The 19,306-nt window shown below is 54.7% G+C and carries 18 protein-coding genes and 1 tRNA gene; 8 read left to right on the forward strand and 11 right to left on the reverse strand.

Going from position 1 to position 19,306, the window contains the following annotated elements:
* The first annotated feature begins 7 nt into the window (after window positions 1–7).
* Window positions 8–229 carry a helix-turn-helix transcriptional regulator gene (locus ACWI0H_RS19890; protein WP_485874328.1) on the forward strand — a complete coding sequence of 74 codons (222 nt, stop codon included), beginning with the start codon at window positions 8–10 and terminating at the stop codon, window positions 227–229.
* Window positions 230–365: 136 nt separating this feature from the next.
* On the opposite strand, the gene ACWI0H_RS19895 is transcribed toward ACWI0H_RS19890, so the two are convergent.
* The 3 genes from ACWI0H_RS19895 to ACWI0H_RS19905 all read right to left on the reverse strand — a co-directional run bounded on the left by ACWI0H_RS19895 (window position 366) and on the right by ACWI0H_RS19905 (window position 2,430).
* Window positions 366–1,091, reverse strand: coding sequence for a hypothetical protein (locus tag ACWI0H_RS19895; protein WP_485874329.1), 726 nt, complete (start codon window positions 1,089–1,091; stop codon window positions 366–368).
* A gap of 11 nt (window positions 1,092–1,102) precedes the next feature.
* Window positions 1,103–2,002, reverse strand: coding sequence for a hypothetical protein (locus tag ACWI0H_RS19900; RefSeq protein WP_298969083.1), 900 nt, complete (start codon window positions 2,000–2,002; stop codon window positions 1,103–1,105).
* A gap of 351 nt (window positions 2,003–2,353) precedes the next feature.
* A tRNA-Arg gene (locus tag ACWI0H_RS19905) sits at window positions 2,354–2,430 on the reverse strand.
* Window positions 2,431–2,575: 145 nt separating this feature from the next.
* On the opposite strand from ACWI0H_RS19905, the gene ACWI0H_RS19910 reads away from it, so the two are divergent.
* Genes ACWI0H_RS19910 through ACWI0H_RS19920 form a run of 3 tightly spaced genes read left to right on the forward strand, consistent with a single transcriptional unit; the run spans window position 2,576 to window position 5,355 of the window.
* Window positions 2,576–3,571, forward strand: coding sequence for a TRAP transporter substrate-binding protein (locus tag ACWI0H_RS19910; protein WP_485874330.1), 996 nt, complete (start codon window positions 2,576–2,578; stop codon window positions 3,569–3,571).
* A complete protein-coding gene (locus ACWI0H_RS19915) occupies window positions 3,572–4,096 on the forward strand; it encodes a TRAP transporter small permease (protein WP_485874331.1) in 525 nt (174 codons plus the stop codon).
* On the forward strand, window positions 4,093–5,355 hold the full coding sequence (locus tag ACWI0H_RS19920; protein WP_485874332.1) for a TRAP transporter large permease: 1,263 nt from the start codon (window positions 4,093–4,095) through the stop codon (window positions 5,353–5,355). Before ACWI0H_RS19915 ends, ACWI0H_RS19920 begins: the two co-directional genes overlap by 4 nt.
* A gap of 82 nt (window positions 5,356–5,437) precedes the next feature.
* Here the strand turns inward: ACWI0H_RS19920 and ACWI0H_RS19925 are convergent, their stop codons facing one another.
* Window positions 5,438–7,231 carry a methyl-accepting chemotaxis protein gene (locus ACWI0H_RS19925; protein ID WP_485874333.1) on the reverse strand — a complete coding sequence of 598 codons (1,794 nt, stop codon included), beginning with the start codon at window positions 7,229–7,231 and terminating at the stop codon, window positions 5,438–5,440.
* 429 nt (window positions 7,232–7,660) lie between these two features.
* Between ACWI0H_RS19925 and ACWI0H_RS19930 the strand changes: the two genes are divergently transcribed.
* Window positions 7,661–8,587 carry a YihY/virulence factor BrkB family protein gene (locus ACWI0H_RS19930; RefSeq protein ID WP_485874334.1) on the forward strand — a complete coding sequence of 309 codons (927 nt, stop codon included), beginning with the start codon at window positions 7,661–7,663 and terminating at the stop codon, window positions 8,585–8,587.
* 85 nt (window positions 8,588–8,672) lie between these two features.
* Here ACWI0H_RS19930 and ACWI0H_RS19935 read toward each other — a convergent pair whose 3' ends face one another.
* Both ACWI0H_RS19935 and ACWI0H_RS19940 read right to left on the reverse strand, forming a co-directional pair.
* Window positions 8,673–9,380: a GntR family transcriptional regulator gene (locus tag ACWI0H_RS19935; RefSeq protein WP_176303885.1), complete on the reverse strand. Its 708-nt coding sequence runs from the start codon at window positions 9,378–9,380 to the stop codon at window positions 8,673–8,675.
* Between the two features lie 439 nt (window positions 9,381–9,819).
* A complete protein-coding gene (locus ACWI0H_RS19940) occupies window positions 9,820–11,121 on the reverse strand; it encodes an IS1380 family transposase (protein WP_444676419.1) in 1,302 nt (433 codons plus the stop codon).
* Between the two features lie 155 nt (window positions 11,122–11,276).
* On the opposite strand from ACWI0H_RS19940, the gene ACWI0H_RS19945 reads away from it, so the two are divergent.
* From ACWI0H_RS19945 to ACWI0H_RS19955, 3 genes are all read left to right on the forward strand, one after another.
* Complete coding sequence (locus ACWI0H_RS19945) at window positions 11,277–12,041, forward strand: SDR family oxidoreductase (protein WP_176303886.1); 765 nt, start codon at window positions 11,277–11,279, stop codon at window positions 12,039–12,041.
* A gap of 83 nt (window positions 12,042–12,124) precedes the next feature.
* Window positions 12,125–13,117: a TRAP transporter substrate-binding protein gene (locus tag ACWI0H_RS19950; RefSeq protein ID WP_176303887.1), complete on the forward strand. Its 993-nt coding sequence runs from the start codon at window positions 12,125–12,127 to the stop codon at window positions 13,115–13,117.
* 81 nt (window positions 13,118–13,198) lie between these two features.
* On the forward strand, window positions 13,199–15,064 hold the full coding sequence (locus ACWI0H_RS19955; protein WP_485874335.1) for a TRAP transporter large permease: 1,866 nt from the start codon (window positions 13,199–13,201) through the stop codon (window positions 15,062–15,064).
* A 60-nt stretch (window positions 15,065–15,124) separates the two neighbouring features.
* Here the strand turns inward: ACWI0H_RS19955 and ureG are convergent, their stop codons facing one another.
* From ureG to ACWI0H_RS19980, 5 genes are all read right to left on the reverse strand, one after another.
* Entirely contained in the window at window positions 15,125–15,781 is a 657-nt protein-coding gene (gene ureG / locus ACWI0H_RS19960; protein ID WP_035555244.1) for an urease accessory protein UreG, read from the reverse strand.
* A gap of 45 nt (window positions 15,782–15,826) precedes the next feature.
* A complete protein-coding gene (locus tag ACWI0H_RS19965; RefSeq protein WP_485876282.1) occupies window positions 15,827–16,558 on the reverse strand; it encodes an urease accessory protein UreF in 732 nt (243 codons plus the stop codon).
* Complete coding sequence (gene ureE, locus ACWI0H_RS19970) at window positions 16,548–17,081, reverse strand: urease accessory protein UreE (protein WP_485874336.1); 534 nt, start codon at window positions 17,079–17,081, stop codon at window positions 16,548–16,550. The genes ACWI0H_RS19965 and ureE overlap by 11 nt, the downstream gene beginning before the upstream one ends.
* Before the next feature lie 155 nt (window positions 17,082–17,236).
* The gene (gene ureC, locus ACWI0H_RS19975) at window positions 17,237–18,952 is read right to left on the reverse strand and encodes an urease subunit alpha (RefSeq protein ID WP_485874337.1); all 1,716 of its coding nucleotides are present in this window, start codon (window positions 18,950–18,952) and stop codon (window positions 17,237–17,239) included.
* A complete protein-coding gene (locus ACWI0H_RS19980; protein WP_101146931.1) occupies window positions 18,949–19,269 on the reverse strand; it encodes an urease subunit beta in 321 nt (106 codons plus the stop codon). The genes ureC and ACWI0H_RS19980 overlap by 4 nt, the downstream gene beginning before the upstream one ends.
* Window positions 19,270–19,306 lie beyond the last annotated feature (37 nt).

The raw sequence follows: 19,306 nt of genomic DNA on the forward strand, positions 1-19,306 counted from the left end.
TATAGTAATGAAAAAACTAATTAAAAAGAATCAAGTACTTCAAATGTGCGGTATCAGCACATCAACTCTATACCGCCTAATAAAATCGGGAAAATTTCCACAAGCAGTTAAAACCTCAGAGCGCGCAGTAGCTTGGATTGAAAACGAGGTTGCTGAATGGATTGAGACGCGAATTTTTGAGCGTGACTCACAGCTAAATTTTCCATCAGGGATAGAAAATGATAAATAAAACATTTCTAAATGAGTTTATGGCAAATTACAGACGCCTTAAGAGGCTAGTAGCTGCGACCGTGCGCTGTATGATGAGTCAAAAAACACATTAAAAGCTTCTGCGAAGAAACGCCTAATTTAAAAGCGTCAATAAATTAGGCGTTTAACAACGTACTAGAAGCAAACTGTCTTTTGACTAAGTTAGGTACGTACCCAGTTTTAGCTGGCTGATCATCAAGACCAAGGAGCTGATAAACTTGCCCACCAATGCCCGGCAGGACAGTTCCATCTAACTGATGGGAATCCAAGGCAAAGTAAGAAAAATGAAACTTCTCAGAGATCGAAGCCGGAAATTCAGATTTAAGCTTATTTTTTGCATCGACATGCATTACCGGTGAAGCGACATGCACATTTTTCAACAAATTCTTATTATGAGACATCAATCTCATCAGATTTGTTTTTACGACGCAACTGCCTGAAATAATAGACTTAACGATCACCAAAGAATCGGCATTTTCATATCCATCTTGATAATAACTATTAACCACTGGCGCTATGCTTTTATTGTTTGGTAAGGAGGAGTGATTATTCCAGAAAACAGCGTACCGAATATCATGCGAATGACTCAGAGCTTTGATGACACCGCTGGCTAAGAAGTCAGCATCTTCTGCTGTGGATACGACAAGCACTGTCTTGGCAGAAGCCAAACCTGGGCTTTTGGCAAGATCCTCTCCTAGTAAATTACCAAGATTGTACATAGCGGTCTGATAGCCTTGAATATCGCGGCTGTTACTGGTGTTAAGCAAATCCTGCAGAGCCTCGCGCGCAGCAAGAGTAGCGGTATCGCTGTAGCTCCGTCCTTCACGCTTTGAGTTTTGCATATAAAACTCCTCTACAGGTTTGCCTTACTGGATAACCAAAATAGCAGCTCTACTAGCTCCTGCTCGTCACAAACGTCCCTGATCTCATCAGGAACCTTTTCCAGAGCCAGTGAGCCTGGCAACCTCACTGTTAGCCCTTTGAGACTCACCATAAAATCACCAGACTGCATCTTTATACTAGCAGAAGGAAACCGATCAGTGATATCCAATAGCCACTGGGGAGGTTCTTTTCCGCCTACCTCTTTAAAAACATTAGGCCTTGCGTGCCGTTTGGCTTCTGCCAACAATTCACTGACCCCTATAGGTGTAGCAGCCGGCTGATTCGCCCACTGGGCCATTATCGCCAACAAAGCAGTCTGCATTTCATCAAGGTTCGGCTCCGCACAAAGGTCGGATATAGCCTCTATGGTCGGACTGTGTTCAAAGAGAATATGTGTAGCTGGGTCGACAAAAGGAAAAAATTCACAAGATGCGAACACAGTCATGTCATTAGGTATTTTTTCCATATTTTTCTGAAACTTACTTTTACAACTGACAAGCAAAACTTGCTCAGCCTCATTAAAATCATGATATTCCGTATCTATGACTTGCTGCTTAGAGAAGCGCTCCGATAGCTCTGGGGTCCAGCTGGCGGCATTCCCTGCTGAGTTTTTCGCTTGGTAATTAATTTTGCGCTGATCGCTAATACGCACACATATATCGTCTACCCAAGCTTCTTCCTGAGCACTGACACTTACTTCGTGCCCATACCCTCCCGTCTCATGCTTCGCGATCAAGAAGGCAGCGAAAAGAGCCTCATATCGGCTCCCTTTGTCATTGTTGTCTCCCCCCATCCTCACGTGATCAATCTTGGTAACGTCTTCTTTACCCCATCTTGCCTCGATAAAATCACACAACGACGAATCATGCACCGAGCACGCTCCAGCAACATAAGCTTAAATTAAGATCATCTTATAACTCTTTCGCAAGCTAAGGCGCAAATGAAGTGTTCAAACTCTACCCGTTTAATCTATGGCCAGCTCAAGCTGTATTACGAAGGCTTTTGTGGATAAAAACTGGAAAGGGCAGGAAATACAAAATGCAAAAGCTGTGACGATGCGCAACGGACTGTCCATTGCCAAACTTTTGTGGCTAGTACTGGTACCGAATAACACCGATACGTAACGATTTTGGGATTGCCTTTTGTGGTTACTAGTGTGGTTACGACAACCAGTGCCACAAAAAATAAGGGCCTACGCGTTAACGTAAGCCCTTGATATATATGGCGCGCCCGGCAGGATTTGAACCTGCGACCCTCGGCTTCGGAGGCCGATACTCTATCCAACTGAGCTACGGGCGCTTGTGGGTGCGTATCGTAACCGTGCAGGGCGGCTGTGTCCAGCCGCGAAGCGGTTTTGCGGGCTTGTTCAATTGACCCTTTTCCCTTCTCTAGTGCATGCTTTGGAAGCACTTCTGCACCTTAGAAAAATCGGGAACACAATAATATGAAAACTTTTGCACGTAGCACGCTGGCACTGGGTATCTCTCTGGCGCTGGTGAGCGCCGCGAACGCCGCTGATTTTGCGGATATGGACCCCGTTACCCTGCGCTTGGCCCACGTGGTTAATGAGCAGGATGGCTTCCATATCGCCGCCACCAAGTTTGAAGAGCTGGTGGAAGAACGCACCGACGGCAAGGTCGATATCGAGATTTTCCCCAACGCCACCCTGGGTGACGAGCGCACGCTGCTGGAAGGCATGCAGATCGGCACCGTGGATATGGGTGTGATCACCAACGGGCCGGTAGCCAACTTTGTGGAAGAAATGGCGGTGTTTGAACTGCCGTTCCTGTTCCCCTCCCCGGAAGCCGCTTACGAAGTGCTCGATGGCCCGATTGGCCAGGAGCTGCTCGATAAGCTTTCTGAGGTGAACCTGAAAGGCATGGCGTACGCCGAGCGCGGTTTCCGTAACCTGACCAACAGCGAGCGGGCGATTAATACGCCGGAAGACCTGGATGGCCTGCGCATTCGCGTGATGGAAAACCCGGTTTACACCGATACCTTCCGCGAGCTGGGTGCTAACGCCATTCCCATGGCATGGACTGAAGCGCTTACCGCCATGCAGCAAGGCACCATCGACGGCCAGGAAAACCCGGTGAACGTGATCCACTCGTTCAACCTGTATGAAACCCAGAACTACGTGACCCTTTCGCGCCACACCTACGCCCCGGCGATTTTTGTGATGGGCATGCCTGTCTGGAATCAGCTGCCAGAACAGGCCCAAGAGGTACTGCTAACGGCCGCCCAGGAAGCCGCAGAGCATGAGCGTCAGGTGAATGCTGAGATGGAGAGCGAACAGCTGCAAGCGCTGCGCGATGCAGGCATGGAGATCAACGATAATCCGGATATGGAAGCCTTCCAATCCGCCGTGGCGCCGGTGTATGAGAAGTACGGCGAACAGTTCGGTGATTACCTGCCGCGCATTCAGGAGGCGCTCAAGTAAGTGACCACCACGACTCAACCGCTGTTAAAGCTGCTGCGTCGAATCGAGCGCGGGCTGGATGCCATCATCCAGCCCGTGGTCTTTGCGGGCATGGCGGCCCTGATTGGGGTGATTACCCTGCAGATCGTCTCCCGGGTGCTGTTCACCGCCGTCGGCTGGACGGAAGAGGTCGCCCGCTTTCTATTGGTGTGGATCACCTTCCTGGCCGGTACCCTGGCGTTTCAGCGCGGGCGGCACATTGCCGTGACCTTTGTGGTGGATGCCCTGCCCGGCCGCCTGCGCCAAATCGCGCGCATCGCGGGCCTGCTGATCGTGTTGGCATTTATGATCACCCTGATCGTGATCGGTTATCGCTACATGCAGGTGCAGAGCTTCCAGAAATCCGCCTCGCTGCGGCTTTCTATGACCTACGTCTACGCAGTGATGCCGATCTGCGCGGCGATCATGGCGTGGTACGCACTGGTCGATATCATTGAACTGCTGCTGGGCGACGAGACGGATCACGCTCAGGAGGAGCCGCTATGACGCTGCTGCTCTTCGGGCTGTTCTTCCTGTTTATGCTGCTGGGCGTGCCGATTGCCTTTGCGATTGGCGCCAGCACGCTGTATGCCCTGCACCAATCCGGCGTGCCGCTAATGGTGGTCACCCAGCAGATGTTCCAGGGCATCAACTCCTTCGCACTGGTCGCGATCCCGATGTTTATCCTCGCCGGGGATTTAATGGCCCAGGGCAAGGTAAGCGAAAAGCTGGTCAGCTTTGCCGACTCGCTGGTCGGCTTTATGCGCGGCGGGCTGTCGGTGGTCTCGGTGATGGCAGGCATGTTCTTTGCGGCGATCTCCGGCTCTGGCGCAGCGACCACTGCGGCGGTGGGGTCCAGCCTGGTGCCGGAGCTCAAGCGCAAAGGCTATGACCCGGCCTCAGCGGCCAGTTTGATCGCCGCCAGCGGCACCATTGGAGTGGTGATCCCGCCCTCGGTGCCAATGATCATCTACGCCGTTATCGCCCAGCAGTCGGTCTCCAAGCTGTTTTTAAACGGCTTTTTGCCGGGGCTGGCGATGGGACTGGGGTTGATGGCCATTGCGATTGCCCAGGCCTACAAGCGCCAATATCCCAAGGGCACACCGCTCTCGCTGACCACCATCTGGCATACCTTTAAAGACGCCAGTTGGGGGTTGATGACGCCGGTGATCATTCTCGGTGGTATCTTCTCCGGGATCTTCACGCCATCAGAGGCGGCGGTCGTGGCAGTGAATTACGCCATGTTGGTGTCGCTGTTTGTCTATCGTGACCTGAACCTGCCGCAGATTTACAAGCTGCTGATCCGTTCGGCGATGACCACCGCGGTAATCATGCTGGTGATTGCCATGTCGGCGGTGCTGAGCTGGACGCTCTCCAGCTGGCAGGTGCCGGGGGCGATTGCTCAGGCGGTGCTGTCGCTCTCGCCTAACCCTTACGTAATCATGCTGCTGATCGTGGGGATTATTCTGCTCACCGGGGTGTTTATCGAAACCGCCAGTGCACTGATTATCCTCACGCCGGTACTGTTACCGCTGGTGCTGCAGCTGGGCATTGATCCGATCCACTTTGGTTTGATTATCGTGGTGGGGCTTTCGATCGGCATGATTACCCCGCCGGTGGCGATCAATCTCTATGTGGCCTCTTCGATTACTCAGCTGCCGCTGGAGCGCATTACCCGCGCCATCATTCCTTACCTGCTGGGGTTGATCGGGGTGTTGCTGCTGGTCGTCTACGTGCCGATTTTATTAGGCTGGTCAGGTGGTTAGCCACGCGCTTTCTGAGGGCGGTAAACGCAACGGGGCTTGCCACTTGGCAAGCCCCGTTTTTTTACTGATGGCTAAGCAACCGTTAGAACGCTTCCCACTCATCCTCTGCCTGATGGCTAGATGACGGCTGTGACGAAGGTTTTGCAGCAAGCGCTGGGCGTTTCAGCCCGTTGGCATTGCCGCGCGGGGAGGCAGATGGCGAGGCCAGCGCCTGATGCCGCTGTGTGGGCTCATCTTCACCTAACACAAAGGAGTTGATCAGCTGGTTCAGGTGCTCCGCATGGCGGCGCATGTTGGTGGCAGCGGTAGTGGACTCCTGCACCATGGCGGCGTTCTGCTGGGTCATGGTATCCATTTCAGCCACGGCGGTGTTGATCTGGCCAATACCGCTGCTCTGCTCCTTGGCACCGGCGCTGATCTCGCCGATCACATCGGTGACTTTCGCCACGCTGGAGACAATTTCGCGCATGGTGTTGCCCGCGTTGCGCACCAACTCCGCCCCGGAGTGGGTGTGCTTCACAGAGGCATCGATCAACGTGCGGATCTCTTTAGAGGCATCGCTGGAGCGGCTGGCCAGAATTCGTACTTCCTGGGCCACGACCGCAAAGCCACGGCCATGCTCACCAGCACGCGCGGCTTCCACCGAGGCGTTAAGCGCCAGGATATTGGTCTGGAAGGCGATGGCATCAATCATGCTGATGATGTCGCTGATGCGCGAAGCGGAGTCATTGATATCGCGCATGGTGCTTTCCACCTGCCCCATCGCGGTTTCACCCTCGCGGGCCACTTCTGCGGTGGATTGCACCAGCTTGTTGGCCTGCTGGGCGTTGTCGGCACTGTGATTGACGGTGGAGGTAATCTCTTCCATCGAAGCAGACGTTTGCTGCAGGTTGGCCGCCGCCTGCTCGGTGCGGGTGGCGAGTTCTTCAGAGCTCTGCGAGATTTCGCCCGCCGCTTGATGCACGCTTACCGTGCTGCTGCGTACGTCACGTAGCGTATCCTGCATACGCGCTACAAAGGCGTTGAACTGAACGCCAAGGTCGCCGATTTCATCGCCGCTTTCTACTGCCAAGCGACGGGTTAAATCACCGCGCCCCTGGGCGATATCGTGCATCGCCGAGGCGGTACGCTTGATCGGCCCCAGTGTACGGCGCACAAAACCATACGCCACCAAGGCAATCACGCCGAACAATACCAGCGCCAACAAGGATGAAATCATAATCGACTGGCGCAAATCGGCAGCCGCATCGGCTTCCAGCTCGGCCATGGATTGGTCAACGTCGGTAACATAAACGCCTGCGCCTACAATCCAGCCCCATTTTTCCAGGCGATCAATATAGGAGTGTTTCTGTTCCGGCTCTCCGCTGCCGGGATATTCCCAGGGGTATTCATAAAAGCCACCGCCATCTTGGCCTACCTGGATAAAATCACGCACGATGTAAGACCCATCAGGCGCTTGAAGTCCGCTTAAGTCCTGGCCTTCACGCTCCTGGGAGTGCGGGAGTACCACGTTGGTGCCATCGTAGTCGTAAACAAAAATGTAGTTTTCACCCTCGAAGCGCATCGAACGCAGCATGTCAGCAGCGCGTTCCTTGGCTTCGCGGTCGTTGGCATCGGCGTCGTTGTAGATGGGCGCGATAGCGGTAGTCGCCATCTGCACAATGTCGCGCACCGAGGCTCGTCGCTCTTCAATCAATTGTTCGCGCTGTTCCACCAGCGCCTCACGGGTATCTTGGGTACTGCTAAAGGCGTCAAACCCGACCAAGGCGACCGTGACCAACAAAAGCGGAAACAAAACCAGTATCAACACCTTGGTTTGCAAGCCAAGGCCTGACTTAGGGGGAGACGTATTAGAATGGATAGGCAGAGTGGGCATTGTGTGTCTTCCAGGTTCGATCTTGAGAAGGGTTTTAGCGTATAGACTAAGTATATATCGACTAAAAGTGTGTCAACTTTAACCACTTTTTTAGCTTTTTTGCTTTATAGGCAGCTATTTAGCTAAAAAGCTAACGATCCATAACCTAGGTTAAGGTAAAAACACACTAATCCATTCATGGTGGGGAAGTGGTGGCCAGGGATGGCCCGTTTTAGCAAGACGCTAACACATGTTCTTCGGTTGCCTTGATCTTTTCTACCGCCTGATCAGGGCGACCTTTTTATTGCTAATGTCTTTCTTCCCTTCTCTTAATAACCTCGTTATCTACTCTCGATCTAACATTTCCTGTCGTCCTTGTTATATTGCGCTTGTTACTTGCTATCGCCAGCAGCGTATCATGGCGCTAGTACACAAGGAGTATGGCAAGCCATGATTCGTAATTCTTCTCTGTTTAACGCGGCCTTGCTCCTGCTTCCTCAGTTGGTTCATTTTTCCTGGCGCGTACTTCGTAATTTTCTGAAAAACCACGGCGTCCTGCTGGCGGGCGGGGTGGGCTACAATATTTTGCTCTCCATCGTGCCGTTATTTGCTGTACTGGTGGTGCTGTTAACTCAAGTCGTGGATCAGCAGCATCTTCTCAATGTGCTCGCTATCCAGGCCCGGCATATGGCACCCGCCCACGCCGAGGTATTGCTTGAGGCCGTGCGTAGCCTGCTTGATTCGCGCGATGTCATCGGCATTCTGAGCTTTCCCGTTCTATTACTGTTCAGCTCCTTTGCCTTTCGCATGCTGGAAGACGCCCTGGCGATCATTTTTCATGCACCGGAGAGCCCGCACATCAAGCGCCGTGTCTGGGTGTCAGTGATGCTGCCTTATGCCTTTATGGTGGTACTGGGGGCAGGCTTGATGGCACTGACGCTCGTGGTCACCCTGGCCAGTTCACTCAATACGTTGGTCTTTTTATTATTCGAGCGCGAGCTGCCGTTGGCGAGCTTTTCAGAACCCGTGCTGAACCTAGCCAGTTTCATTGGGGTTTTCCTGCTCTTTAGCGCTATTTATAAAGTGCTGCCGGTGGTGCGTATCGCCTTACGCCGTGCGGTAGTGGGTGGTTTTGTGGCAGCGCTACTCTGGGAAGGCGTACGGCTGTTACTGGTCTACTACTTTGCCAATCTATCGTTCGTAAACGCCGTTTACGGCTCGCTGGCAACACTGGTGATCGTGCTGATTAGTTTGGAAGTAGGGGCCATTATTTTACTGCTGGGCGCCCAGGTGATTGCCGAACTGGAACGCAACTCGCGCCTCGGCCTACCCTGGCATCTCGACCCTAGCCGCCAGCCTATTACACGGGTTAAATGAGCAACCTGGGGCGGCTGACGCTCCCTGCGCGTGCTTGGCGTGATGGTAAAAAGACAGCCAAACGACGTGGCAAAAAGCCCTCAAATCAAAAGGGCTTAATATTAATATCAAGATAAGAAGGGGCAAGGTCCCGCTCAAGCGGCACGAACATCTCTTCCATAAAATCCATCAGCAAATGCGTCGCTTTTAATGCATTAGGAGTGTCACGCTCAATGATCGCATCGAGCATATCGATGTGCATCTGGATATTTTCCTGCACGGTGCGCTCGCTCCCCAGGTGGCTCTGATAAAGATACCCCAACCGCCGAAACGTCGTGTGAAGTGGCCGCAATGTCCGTTCCACAAACGGTTCGTCGGCAGCCTCCAACAGTAATTGATCCATCCGCTTATCGAGCTCATTGAAGGGGCGAATATCACTGCCTGACTTTAATTCTCGAAGCATGCGGGCTAGTTGGTTCAGCTGACTTCTTACCAGACCACTGGCGTTATCAATGGCCAGCTCAACGACAAAACTCTCAATGTCGCGCCGAATTCTTAACAACCGGCGTTCGCGATGCAAGTCAATGGGCGTAATCTTTACCCCGCGCCCAGCGCGTACTTCCAAAAGGGTGTCGTCCGAAAGCTTGCGAATCGCTTCAAGCACGGGAGTGCGGCCCAGCGATACCCGCTCCTGCAAGTCGGCCATTGTCATGGTCTCACCGGGCTTGAGTTCCATGTGAGCGATTAATGACTCAATTCTCTCGTAAGCCTGTTCTCCTTGGGACATCCCGTAAGACGATGTTTTATTGACCATTATTTTTTAATCCCGATAAATTAGTGCCTTATTAGACATAAGTATCATGGTATATCAAGGTATATACCAATATATTTCTAATCAGAACACATGTGATGGATACGTCAATAACGCTTAAGTAGCGCATCACTTGATTGTTTATTTAATGTTTCCTTAAAAAATAAGTTTTCAATAAAGGTGGAAGCAGAGTCTTGTGACTAACACATCTTTAACGCTGCTTACTTGTAGCTTTCGCCGCAACGTTAATAGCCTTCAAAAAAACGCTTAATTCACTCTAGCCCGGATTTCTCACTGCACCTCAATGAGCTGCATAAATAGGTCGTAATACCGCCAACGGCCTATGACGACTGCTCAGATTGTCTACTATTTAACCAATTTCCACCGTCCAGACACACTTCCCCCTTCCCCCCATTGAGTCGGGCCGGGGGAGCCCGAGCAGTCAGCCCGGAGCCAACCGCCTGACGAGATCGGATAGTTCCGCCTTGTAAGGGTAGCTGTCACTCATCAGCACCCGGATTCGCCGGGTGTTGCGGATAATGACGGCCCCCACCTTGATCAGCTTGAGCCGCAGATTGCTCGGGCTCATACGCGCGAAGGGCGTCTTTTTCAGGTGTGTTCGTAATCGCTCGAACAGCGTATAGGCAAAGCCCGATAAGATCAGACGCCACTGATTGGCCCACCAGTGCGTGCTGGAGGTACGATCAGCAAACAGGCTCAGCTGTTGATCTTTAATCCGGTTCTCCATGTCGCCCCGAGCGCAGTACTGCTCGTAGTAGAGCTTGAAGCCGTCGTCATAACGGGAACTAATGATAAACCGGGGATTAGAGCCCAGTTCGCCTTCTTCCAGACGGGCCACCACCCAGCGTGGATACTTCCAGGCGTGTGCTTGATATTGGAAGCGGAACGTCTCTGCCACTTTCCCTCCCACCTGCCATTGGGTCTTGCGCACCAGCATCATGGGCACATCCACTTCCTTGAGCAGCCGACTGTTCTTGCCGATACCCACGATATAGTCAACGTGATGCCGATCGCACCAGTTGAGCATCCGGGAGCGACAAAAGTGACTATCACCTCGTAACACAAGGCGCGTATCGGGCCAGTATTGACGGATAAAGCGCACCAGTAACGCCAGGATGGCCCAGCTGTGATGGCTGTCGCTGTGGTCACTGGTACGCAGATAGCTCACTAGCAGATGGCGGCCACAGAAGACATACAGCGGGAAGTAGCAATGGTGGTCGTAGTAGCCGTTGAAGAACTTGCCCGGCTGCTCGCCGTGAACCGGGATATCGGTACCGTCAAAGTCCAACACAATTTCCGCCGGTGGCTCCTCGTGCTGCTCGATGAAGTGGTGCCAAAGTAGTTGATGGGCCTTCACTATCGCCTGCCGATCCGCCTGCTGCTCCATCCGGCACAGCGTGGACTTGCCTGCCAAGGAGTCGTCCTGGCCAACCGCCGTTTGCAGCGCTTGATCAAAGCGAAGGGCTTCATGATCGTTCAGGTCTTCGTATCCAGCGGCCACGCCAAATACCCGTTGACGAACCATGGTGTCTAGCCGGTGGCGAATCTGTTCTGGATCCCGGGGATCGTGAAGTACCGAGGCTAGTCGGCGAGTCAGGCGATGTTGTTTATCGACCTCGCGCAGCAAAAACAGTCCGGCATCGGAGGTGATGTGACCGCCGGAAAAATCGGCTTCAATTTGACGGCGAGAGAGTGGCGAGAAGGTCAGTTTTTCAGGTACCATTTTGGATAGCGGCTGTTGGTGTTTTTTCTGGTGTAACGTCCTGAAATAATAACACTTTCAGCCGCTTTCTATTATCCCCTGTGAGAAATTCGGGCTAGAAAGTAGCTAAACCCTAAAATTCTTTTCACACAACAATGATACAAGAGGTGAGAAAGATGACCTTGTTCGATCTAACGGGCCGCACGGCACTTATTACCGGTTCATCGGGTGGGCTGGGGCTCGCAATGGCCCGCGGATTGGCTCAGTCGGGCGCTCAAATCATTATTCATGGTCGTAATCGCGACAAACTCGAAGCAGCGCGTGATGCCCTTTCCGAGGAAGGGCATAGCGTATTGACCACATCGTTCGATATTACCGACGAAGCTGCCATTGAGCAGGCGCTGGCAGCGCTTGATGCCGATGGCGTGACTATCGACATCCTGGTCAATAACGCTGGCATGCAGCTTCGCCGCCCGTTGGTCGAGCTCGAACGCGACCAGTGGGACACCGTGATCAACACGAACCTGAGCAGCACCTTCCTGCTGGGTCGCAACGTTGCCCGTCAAATGATTGCGCGCGGAAAGGGCGGCAAAATCATCAATATCGGCTCACTGATGAGCTCAGTCGCACGCCCAACCGTGGGCGCTTATACGGCGTCCAAGGGCGGCGTGCGTTTGTTGACCCAATCCATGGCTGCGGAGTGGGCTGAACATAACATTCAGACCAATGCCATCGGCCCAGGCTACATGATCACGGAGATGACCCAGCCACTGGTCGATGATCCGAAATTCAATGACTGGATCGTTGGCCGCACCCCTTCCAAGCGCTGGGGTGTTCCCGAGGATCTCGTCGGCACGGTGGTCTATCTGGCATCCCCGGCGTCGAGCTACGTAAATGGCCAGATCATTTACGTCGACGGCGGCATGCTGGCCGTTCTTTAACGGCAATTTAAAACCCGAGAAAGACAACCACACCGGTATGACCGGATGAACGACCTATATAACAACATACAAGGATTAGGCTCATGCAAATTAAACACGCTTTAACCACAACACCCGCTGTGCTGACGGCATTGGCGCTCGCCATCAGCAGCACGTCCGTTCTAGCAGCAGATTACAATGCCAAGCTCTCGCTCGATGTGCCGGAAGGCAATACTAAATATGTAGCGGCGCAGCAGTTTGCCGACCTAGTGCGTGAACGCACAGATAATAATGTTGATATCCAGCTGTTCGCTAACAGCGTGCTGGGCGGAGAAAGCGAATCTGCCGAAGGCATCCGGCTGGGCTCGGTACAGATGGGCATCATCACCAGCTCTGTACTGACCTCTTGGATTCCCGAGGTTCAAGTGCTCGATCTGCCTTATTTGATCGATGGCGAAGAACAGGCAACTGCGCTCAGCGAGCCATTGACCGAAGAACTCTCGGCCAACTTTGAAGAGCAGGGGTTCCACCTGCTTGGCTTCTCCGTCAATGGTATCCGTCAGTTGATGAGCAGTTTCCCGATTGATTCGATTGACGACATCCAGGGCAAGAAGATGCGCGTCATCCAGAGCCCGTTGCACGTCGACGCCTGGAAAGCAGCTGGCGCCAACCCAACGCCAGTTCCCGCACCTGAAATCTATAACTCCATGCAGACAGGGGTTATCGACTTCTTTGATAACACTGCGACTAACTATCTGACCAACCGCTTCTATGAGGTGGCTCCGTACTACGTGAAAACCGATCACATCTTCGCCATGGGTACCTGGGTAGTGTCACAGAACTGGTGGGAGCGTCTGCCTGACGACTACCAGGAGGTGATCACTGAGGCGGCACTGGAGGTTCAGGCAGAGCTACCCGCAATGCGTAAGAGTGACGACCAGGCGGCACTGGATGAAACCGTGGCCGATGGTGCGACGATCATCGAAATCGAAGACAAAGGGCCATGGCAAGAAGCTATGAAGCCAATCCGCGACGAATATGTTGAAAAAATCCCGAATGGCGAAGCACTTGTTTCGCTGATCGAAAACGCGGAATAACAACCCTGTCGGCCCCACCGCTACGGTGGGGCCGAGTGTTTGTTGCGTCTTCACTGGCGCCGCCCTTCTGGAGCGTATCGGATGTCTGCCTACCGTTTTTCCCTTGCAACCTCATCATTGGGCATCGGCCGCGCCGCCACCGGGCTGGAAAGCCTGGTGCGTTTCCTCGTCTTTGGCATTTTGCTGGCCATGACCCTGGCGGTGCTCGCTGGTGTCGTTTCTCGCTATGTTTTTAACGACTCCTTTTCGTGGACCGAAGAGTTCGCGATATGGTGTTTTACTTGGTTAATCTTTCTCGGCGCGGCGTTAGGGGTACGCCAACAGCGCCATGTTGCGGGTGACTTTCTACCTAAAGATCTGCCCGCCTGGCTCGCCGGTGTACTGGGCTTCACCCAGAATCTTATCCTTTCGCTGACGCTGATCATGATGCTGTTCGGTGGCTACCAACTAGCCGACATGGTAGGAGGCACCAGCGCCAGCTTACAGTGGCCTACGGCTATCAAGTACGCTGTCATTCCCATTTCCGGTGTCATCGCACTGGTCTTCTTGCTCGCTCGCAACGCTGACCATACAGGTATTCTACTCCGCAACTTGGCGGCGATAGTCATCGCTGGCTTGATCTATGCGGGGCTGGACCAAGGCCTGTTGGGGCCCTTACAAGGCGTCTCACCGAGCATGATCATGCTGGTGGTTTTCTTTCTGGCACTTGGCGTTGGTGTGCCAGTATCGTTTTCGTTGATGTTCGGGGTGTTTCTGGCCAGTTCGGCCTCGTTTATTCTGCCAGCGCCAGCGGTGGTTCAGAACATGGTCACCGGCTCGACTAAGTTCATCCTGCTAGCGATTCCCTTCTTTCTATCTACCGGTTACCTACTTAACCTTGGTGGGCTTTCGACTCGCTTAATTGATTTCGCCACAAGCCTGGTCGGCCACCTGCGCGGTGGCTTGGCCCACGTCAACATCCTCAACAGCCTGATGGTTGGTGGTATCTCAGGCTCTTCGAGTGCCGATGCGGCCAGCAGCACCAAAATCCTGGTGCCTGAGATGGTCAAACGCGGTTACTCGCCAGCGTTCTCCTGCGCGGTCACCGCTTCATCGGCTATTCTGCCCAACGTGGTACCTCCAGCCATCGCCATGTTGGTCTATGCCTCGGTCGCCAACGTTTCTATCGCCCGCATGTTCATGGCCGGTATCGTGCCTGCACTGATGGCTGCCGGTGCGTTGATGCTGGTCGCTTATTGGATCTCCGTGCGACGTCAGTACCAGACAGCTACCGCGCGTGCGCCAATGGCTACAATCTGGCACACCTTCGTGCGGGCGCTACCGGTGTTGGTGATCACCGTCGGTGTACTTGGCGGGATCCGCTTTGGGGTTATTACCGCCACCGAGGCGGGTGTTGTGGCGTTGCTCTGGACGTTCGTGCTTGGCAAACTGGTATTCAAAGCGTACGACTGGAAGCAGTTTTACCGCTCCTTCGTTGAGTGCGGGACGGACGCCGCGCTGGTCGGTTTTTTGATCGCAGCCTCGGTACCGTTCGCATGGATATTGATTGCTGAGCAGGTACCCCAGGAAATAGTCGGCTGGGCAGGCACGGCGGCTGACAGTCAGTTCGGGTTGTTCATCATCCTTTTAGTGGTACTTGCCGTGGCCGGCATGTTTCTCGACCTGACACCAGCGATGCTGATCATCGCTCCCCTGTTTTTACCGATGATGACCAATGCTGGCGTCGACCCGGTGCAATTGGGGATCGTGATGATTATTACCTTACAGCTAGGGGGGATATCCCCACCCGTGGGGTTGTTGGTATTTATCACATCGCAGATCGCCAAGGTATCGCCTTCCGCCGTGTTTCGTGCGGCGGTACCTTTCATCGCTGCGACCATGGTGATCGTCCTGCTACTGTGCATGTTCCCCGCACTCACCATTGGCCTGTGGAACCTGTTGGAATAATAAGCCGCTAAACAACAAAGGCCGCCAAACATTTGGCGGCCTTTGTGCATCGCGGACTTACTAAATTGCCCCTGTACTCACGGCAGCCGCTTTATCAGCCTGCGGGCGCCGCTCATCCAGCATCCCTTTGTCGAGAATAAAGCGGATGATCTCCTCAAGCCCTACCCCGTCATAAAGATTGGTAAACACGAAGGGGCGTTCGCCGCGCATTTTCTTCGAGTCGCGTTCCATCACTTCTAGCGAAGCGTGAACATACTCGGCGATATCGATTTTATTAATGATCAGCAGGTCAGACTTGGTGATACCCGGCCCGCCTTTACGGGGGATTTTATCGCCTGCGGAAACATCGATGACGTAAAGCGTCAGATCGGAAAGCTCGGGGCTGAAGGTGGCCGAGAGGTTGTCACCGCCCGACTCGACCATCACCAGCTCCAGCTTCGGGTGCCGCGCCTGCAACTCGTCGATGGCTGCAAGGTTCATCGAGGCGTCTTCGCGAATGGCCGTATGCGGACAGCCGCCGGTTTCCACGCCCAGAATACGATCCGCTGGGAGGGCGTCGTGCTTGAGCAGGAAGTCGGCGTCTTCTCGGGTATAGATATCGTTGGTGACCACGGCAATGTCGTAGTAATCCCGCAGCGCTAAACAGAGTTGCTTGAGCAGCGCGGTTTTGCCGGAGCCTACCGGGCCACCCACACCAACGCGTAAACAGTGAGTCATCGTTCTCTCCTCGTTAACTTCTAAGCTTTTCAATTTATGAGCTTTTTAACTTCTAAACAGGCGCGAATATTGCGTTTCATGCAAGGCGCTGGCCAGTGCTAGGCCGGGCAGCACCGGGCCTAGCTCGTCATCTTCCAGCGTTAGCGCTTGGTTAACGGCATCCACTAGCGCTGGGCGCAGCTGCTCAATCACGCGCTGAGCAGCTGTATGGCCCAGCGGAAGCGCTTTACAGGCCACCGCCAACTGGTTCTCTAGCCACGCCCAGGCAAATCCCAGCAGGGTTTGGCGCACGGACACGCCACGCAAGTGAGCCGTGTAGGCAAACAGCGTCACATAGCCTGCCTGATGTGGGAGCAAAGGCGTTAGTAAGTCCTCACTTGGCAGCTGTTGGTTTCTTGGCAATAAATCCAAACTGCCCAGTAGGCGCTTAAGCGAGGCGCCTAGGCGGCTGTCTTCAGCGGCCAGCTCGGCGGTTTCCCGGGTGGCCGCCAGCCACTCATCCCATGCGGCAATCGATGGGCTATCCGCTTGGTCGAACGCTTCATGCAGCCGCGCCAGCACGGGCAGCTCGCAGCGGGTCAGGCCATCTTCCAGTACGCCGCTTAACCACTCGGCAAGGCTCGCTTCATCGCGGACCCAGTCCAGCTCGAAGGCGCTTTCCAGGCCTTGTGAAAAGGCAAAGGCACCAATCGGCAGCGCGGGGCTCACCAGTTGCATCAACCCCAGCAGCGCCAGCTCGTCGCTTTGGCCTTCTAATGCGGTAAGCTCAGTGTGCATGGTGGTGCTCATGCGGGTGGTCATGATCGTGATCGTGATCGTGTGAATGGTCATGACCGTGGGAATGCGAATGCCCGCCGCCCACTTGGTTATAAGCGCCTGGCTCTGGGTCGAAGGTGGCGTTGTGATGCTCTAGTTCGGCACCTAGCAGCTCGGCGAGTTCTTCCAGCACGTGATCCGGCGGGAAGCGCACCCAGCCTCCCTTTTCGTCTTCACCAAGTGCCAGCTGTACGTGGCGATTGCCTAGGTGGTAAGCGAGCCGCGCCAGGGGTAAGCCAGTACTCACTCGCGCGGTAACCACCGGTTCTATGGCGGCACAGACACGCACCACTTCGCCGCTTTCGGCTTTCAGGCCTTCGCCGCTGCGCAGCACCGGGCCGCGATCGAGAAACAGGCCCAGCTCGCGGCCGCTATCGCTTTGCGCTTTTAAGCGGCCACGAATGCGCAGCTCGAAGGGCAGCGTCAGCGTGTCGCTGGCTGCGCTCTCCTCCACTGGCCCTAAACGTTCTATTAATTTCAGCATTGCTCTCGTCCCTTCGCTATCTCTGCGGCTGTGCCGCGGGTAGGCCTACGAGAGGGCGCTGTGAATACCTCCCTGTACGCTACTTTTGCCATCCTTGGCAAAAGACCCTCTCTACGGCCTACCCCCGTCACCTCTAACTAATGAAATAGCCTCAATTAAAACAAATGATAACGCTGAGCCAGCGGCAGTTCGGTGGCGGGCTCGCAGGTTAAAATTTCACCGTCGCAGCGCACTTCGTAGGTTTGCGGGTCGACGGTCAAATCGGGGCAAGCATCATTGAGCTTCATATCCTTTTTGCGCACTTGGCGCACGTTTTTACACGCTGCTAGCTCGCTATTAAGTCCCAGGGTCTCTTTAATGCCTGCATCCAGCGCGGCCTGGCTGACAAAGCTGAGCCGGGTTTGGCTCGCTGCGCGGCCAAAGGCACCAAACATATAGCGGTAGTGAACCGGCTGCGGGGTGGGAATCGAAGCATTGGGGTCGCCCATGGGCGCCGCTGCAATCATGCCGCCCTTGATCATCATCGCCGGTTTCACGCCAAAGAAGGCCGGTTTCCACAGCACCAGATCCGCCAGTTTACCGACTTCGATGGAGCCCACTTCATGGGCGATGCCGTGGGTGATCGCCGGGTTAATGGTGTACTTGGCGATATAGCGCTTGGCGCGCAGATTGTCAGCGCCCATAGCTTCGTCTTCCGGCAGCAGGCCGCGCTGCACCTTCATTTTATGCGCTGTTTGCCAGGTACGGCAGACCACTTCACCGACCCGCCCCATGGCCTGGGAATCCGAGGCGATCATCGAAATCACGCCCAGGTCGTGGAGGATATCCTCGGCGGCGATGGTTTCGCGGCGAATGCGTGAGTCGGCGAAGGCCACGTCTTCGGGGATATTGGGGTCAAGGTGGTGGCACACCATCAGCATGTCGAGGTGTTCGTCGATGGTGTTGACCGTGTAGGGCCGTGTTGGGTTGGTAGAAGACGGCAGCACGTAGGCCTTCGAGCAGGCCGTGAGAATGTCCGGCGCGTGGCCGCCGCCTGCACCTTCGGTGTGGTAGGTGTGAATGCAGCGCTCTTTGAACGCGGCCAGGGTGTCTTCCACAAAGCCTGATTCGTTCAGTGTGTCGGTGTGGATCGCTACCTGTACATCGTAGGCATCGGCCACGTTGAGGCAGTTATTGATCGAGGCAGGCGTGGTGCCCCAATCTTCGTGCAACTTGAGGCCCATGGCGCCCGCTTCTAGCTGCGCTTCCAGTGCTTCCGGCAGGCTGGCATTACCTTTGCCTAGCAGGCCAATATTCATCGGCAGGTCGTCCACCGCCTGGAGCATTTTGCCAATGTGCCAAGCGCCTGGCGTGCAGGTGGTGGCGTTGGAACCTGTCGCCGGGCCGGTGCCGCCGCCGAGCATGGTGGTTACACCGCTCATCAGCGCTTCTTCGACCTGCTGAGGGCAGATGAAGTGGATGTGGGAGTCGATGCCGCCCGCGGTCAGAATCTTGCCTTCCCCGGAGATGATCTCGGTGCCGGGGCCAATCACGATCTCCACATCGGGCTGTACGTCGGGGTTACCCGCCTTGCCAATCGCGGCGATGCGACCTTTCTGAATACCCACGTCGGCTTTGACGATGCCCCACCAATCCAGAATCAGCGCGTTGGTGATGACGGTATCCATGACCGTGTCGTCGGCACGCTGGCTTTGGCCCATGCCGTCGCGGATGACTTTGCCGCCGCCGAACTTCACCTCATCACCGTAGTGGGTGGCGTCTTTCTCGACTTCGATCCACAGCTCGGTATCGCCCAGGCGAACGCGATCGCCCACCGTGGGGCCATACATATCGGCGTAGGCTTGTCGGCTGATCTTGTTGGTCGGCTTCATTGTTTATCCCCCTCTAGCGCGCCCATCACATCACCCCGGAAGCCGTAAATTTCGCGCTTACCCACAAAGGGAATCAGCGTGACTTCCCGGGTTTGGCCGGGCTCAAAGCGAATCGCTGTGCCGGCGGCCACATCCAGGCGAAAGCCTCGGGATTTGTCGCGATCGAAAACCAGCGCTGGGTTGGCTTCGGCGAAGTGGTAGTGGGAGCCGATCTGAATCGGGCGGTCGCCGGTATTGGCCACTTCGACACTAATTCGCTCACGCCCCACACACAGCTCGATATCACCCTCTTTTAATTGGTACTGTCCTGGAACCATTGGGCCGGGAATCATGATGCTCTCCTGGTTGCTGACA

The organism is Halomonas sp. NYA30, assembly GCF_976980765.1.

What these genes read in the sequence shown, in the direction of transcription:
- ACWI0H_RS19890 (WP_485874328.1), top strand. Translation starts at nt 8, where the DNA reads ATGAAAAAACTAATTAAAAAGAATCAAGTACTTCAAATGTGCGGTATC.
- ACWI0H_RS19895 (WP_485874329.1), bottom strand. Translation starts at nt 1,091, where the DNA reads ATGCAAAACTCAAAGCGTGAAGGACGGAGCTACAGCGATACCGCTACT.
- ACWI0H_RS19910 (WP_485874330.1), top strand. Translation starts at nt 2,576, where the DNA reads ATGAAAACTTTTGCACGTAGCACGCTGGCACTGGGTATCTCTCTGGCG.
- ACWI0H_RS19920 (WP_485874332.1), top strand. Translation starts at nt 4,093, where the DNA reads ATGACGCTGCTGCTCTTCGGGCTGTTCTTCCTGTTTATGCTGCTGGGC.
- ACWI0H_RS19925 (WP_485874333.1), bottom strand. Translation starts at nt 7,231, where the DNA reads ATGCCCACTCTGCCTATCCATTCTAATACGTCTCCCCCTAAGTCAGGC.
- ACWI0H_RS19930 (WP_485874334.1), top strand. Translation starts at nt 7,661, where the DNA reads ATGATTCGTAATTCTTCTCTGTTTAACGCGGCCTTGCTCCTGCTTCCT.
- ACWI0H_RS19935 (WP_176303885.1), bottom strand. Translation starts at nt 9,380, where the DNA reads ATGGTCAATAAAACATCGTCTTACGGGATGTCCCAAGGAGAACAGGCT.
- ACWI0H_RS19940 (WP_444676419.1), bottom strand. Translation starts at nt 11,121, where the DNA reads ATGGTACCTGAAAAACTGACCTTCTCGCCACTCTCTCGCCGTCAAATT.
- ACWI0H_RS19945 (WP_176303886.1), top strand. Translation starts at nt 11,277, where the DNA reads ATGACCTTGTTCGATCTAACGGGCCGCACGGCACTTATTACCGGTTCA.
- ACWI0H_RS19950 (WP_176303887.1), top strand. Translation starts at nt 12,125, where the DNA reads ATGCAAATTAAACACGCTTTAACCACAACACCCGCTGTGCTGACGGCA.
- ACWI0H_RS19955 (WP_485874335.1), top strand. Translation starts at nt 13,199, where the DNA reads ATGTCTGCCTACCGTTTTTCCCTTGCAACCTCATCATTGGGCATCGGC.
- ureG (WP_035555244.1), bottom strand. Translation starts at nt 15,781, where the DNA reads ATGACTCACTGTTTACGCGTTGGTGTGGGTGGCCCGGTAGGCTCCGGC.
- ACWI0H_RS19965 (WP_485876282.1), bottom strand. Translation starts at nt 16,558, where the DNA reads ATGCACACTGAGCTTACCGCATTAGAAGGCCAAAGCGACGAGCTGGCG.
- ureE (WP_485874336.1), bottom strand. Translation starts at nt 17,081, where the DNA reads ATGCTGAAATTAATAGAACGTTTAGGGCCAGTGGAGGAGAGCGCAGCC.
- ureC (WP_485874337.1), bottom strand. Translation starts at nt 18,952, where the DNA reads ATGAAGCCGACCAACAAGATCAGCCGACAAGCCTACGCCGATATGTAT.
- ACWI0H_RS19980 (WP_101146931.1), bottom strand. Translation starts at nt 19,269, where the DNA reads ATGGTTCCAGGACAGTACCAATTAAAAGAGGGTGATATCGAGCTGTGT.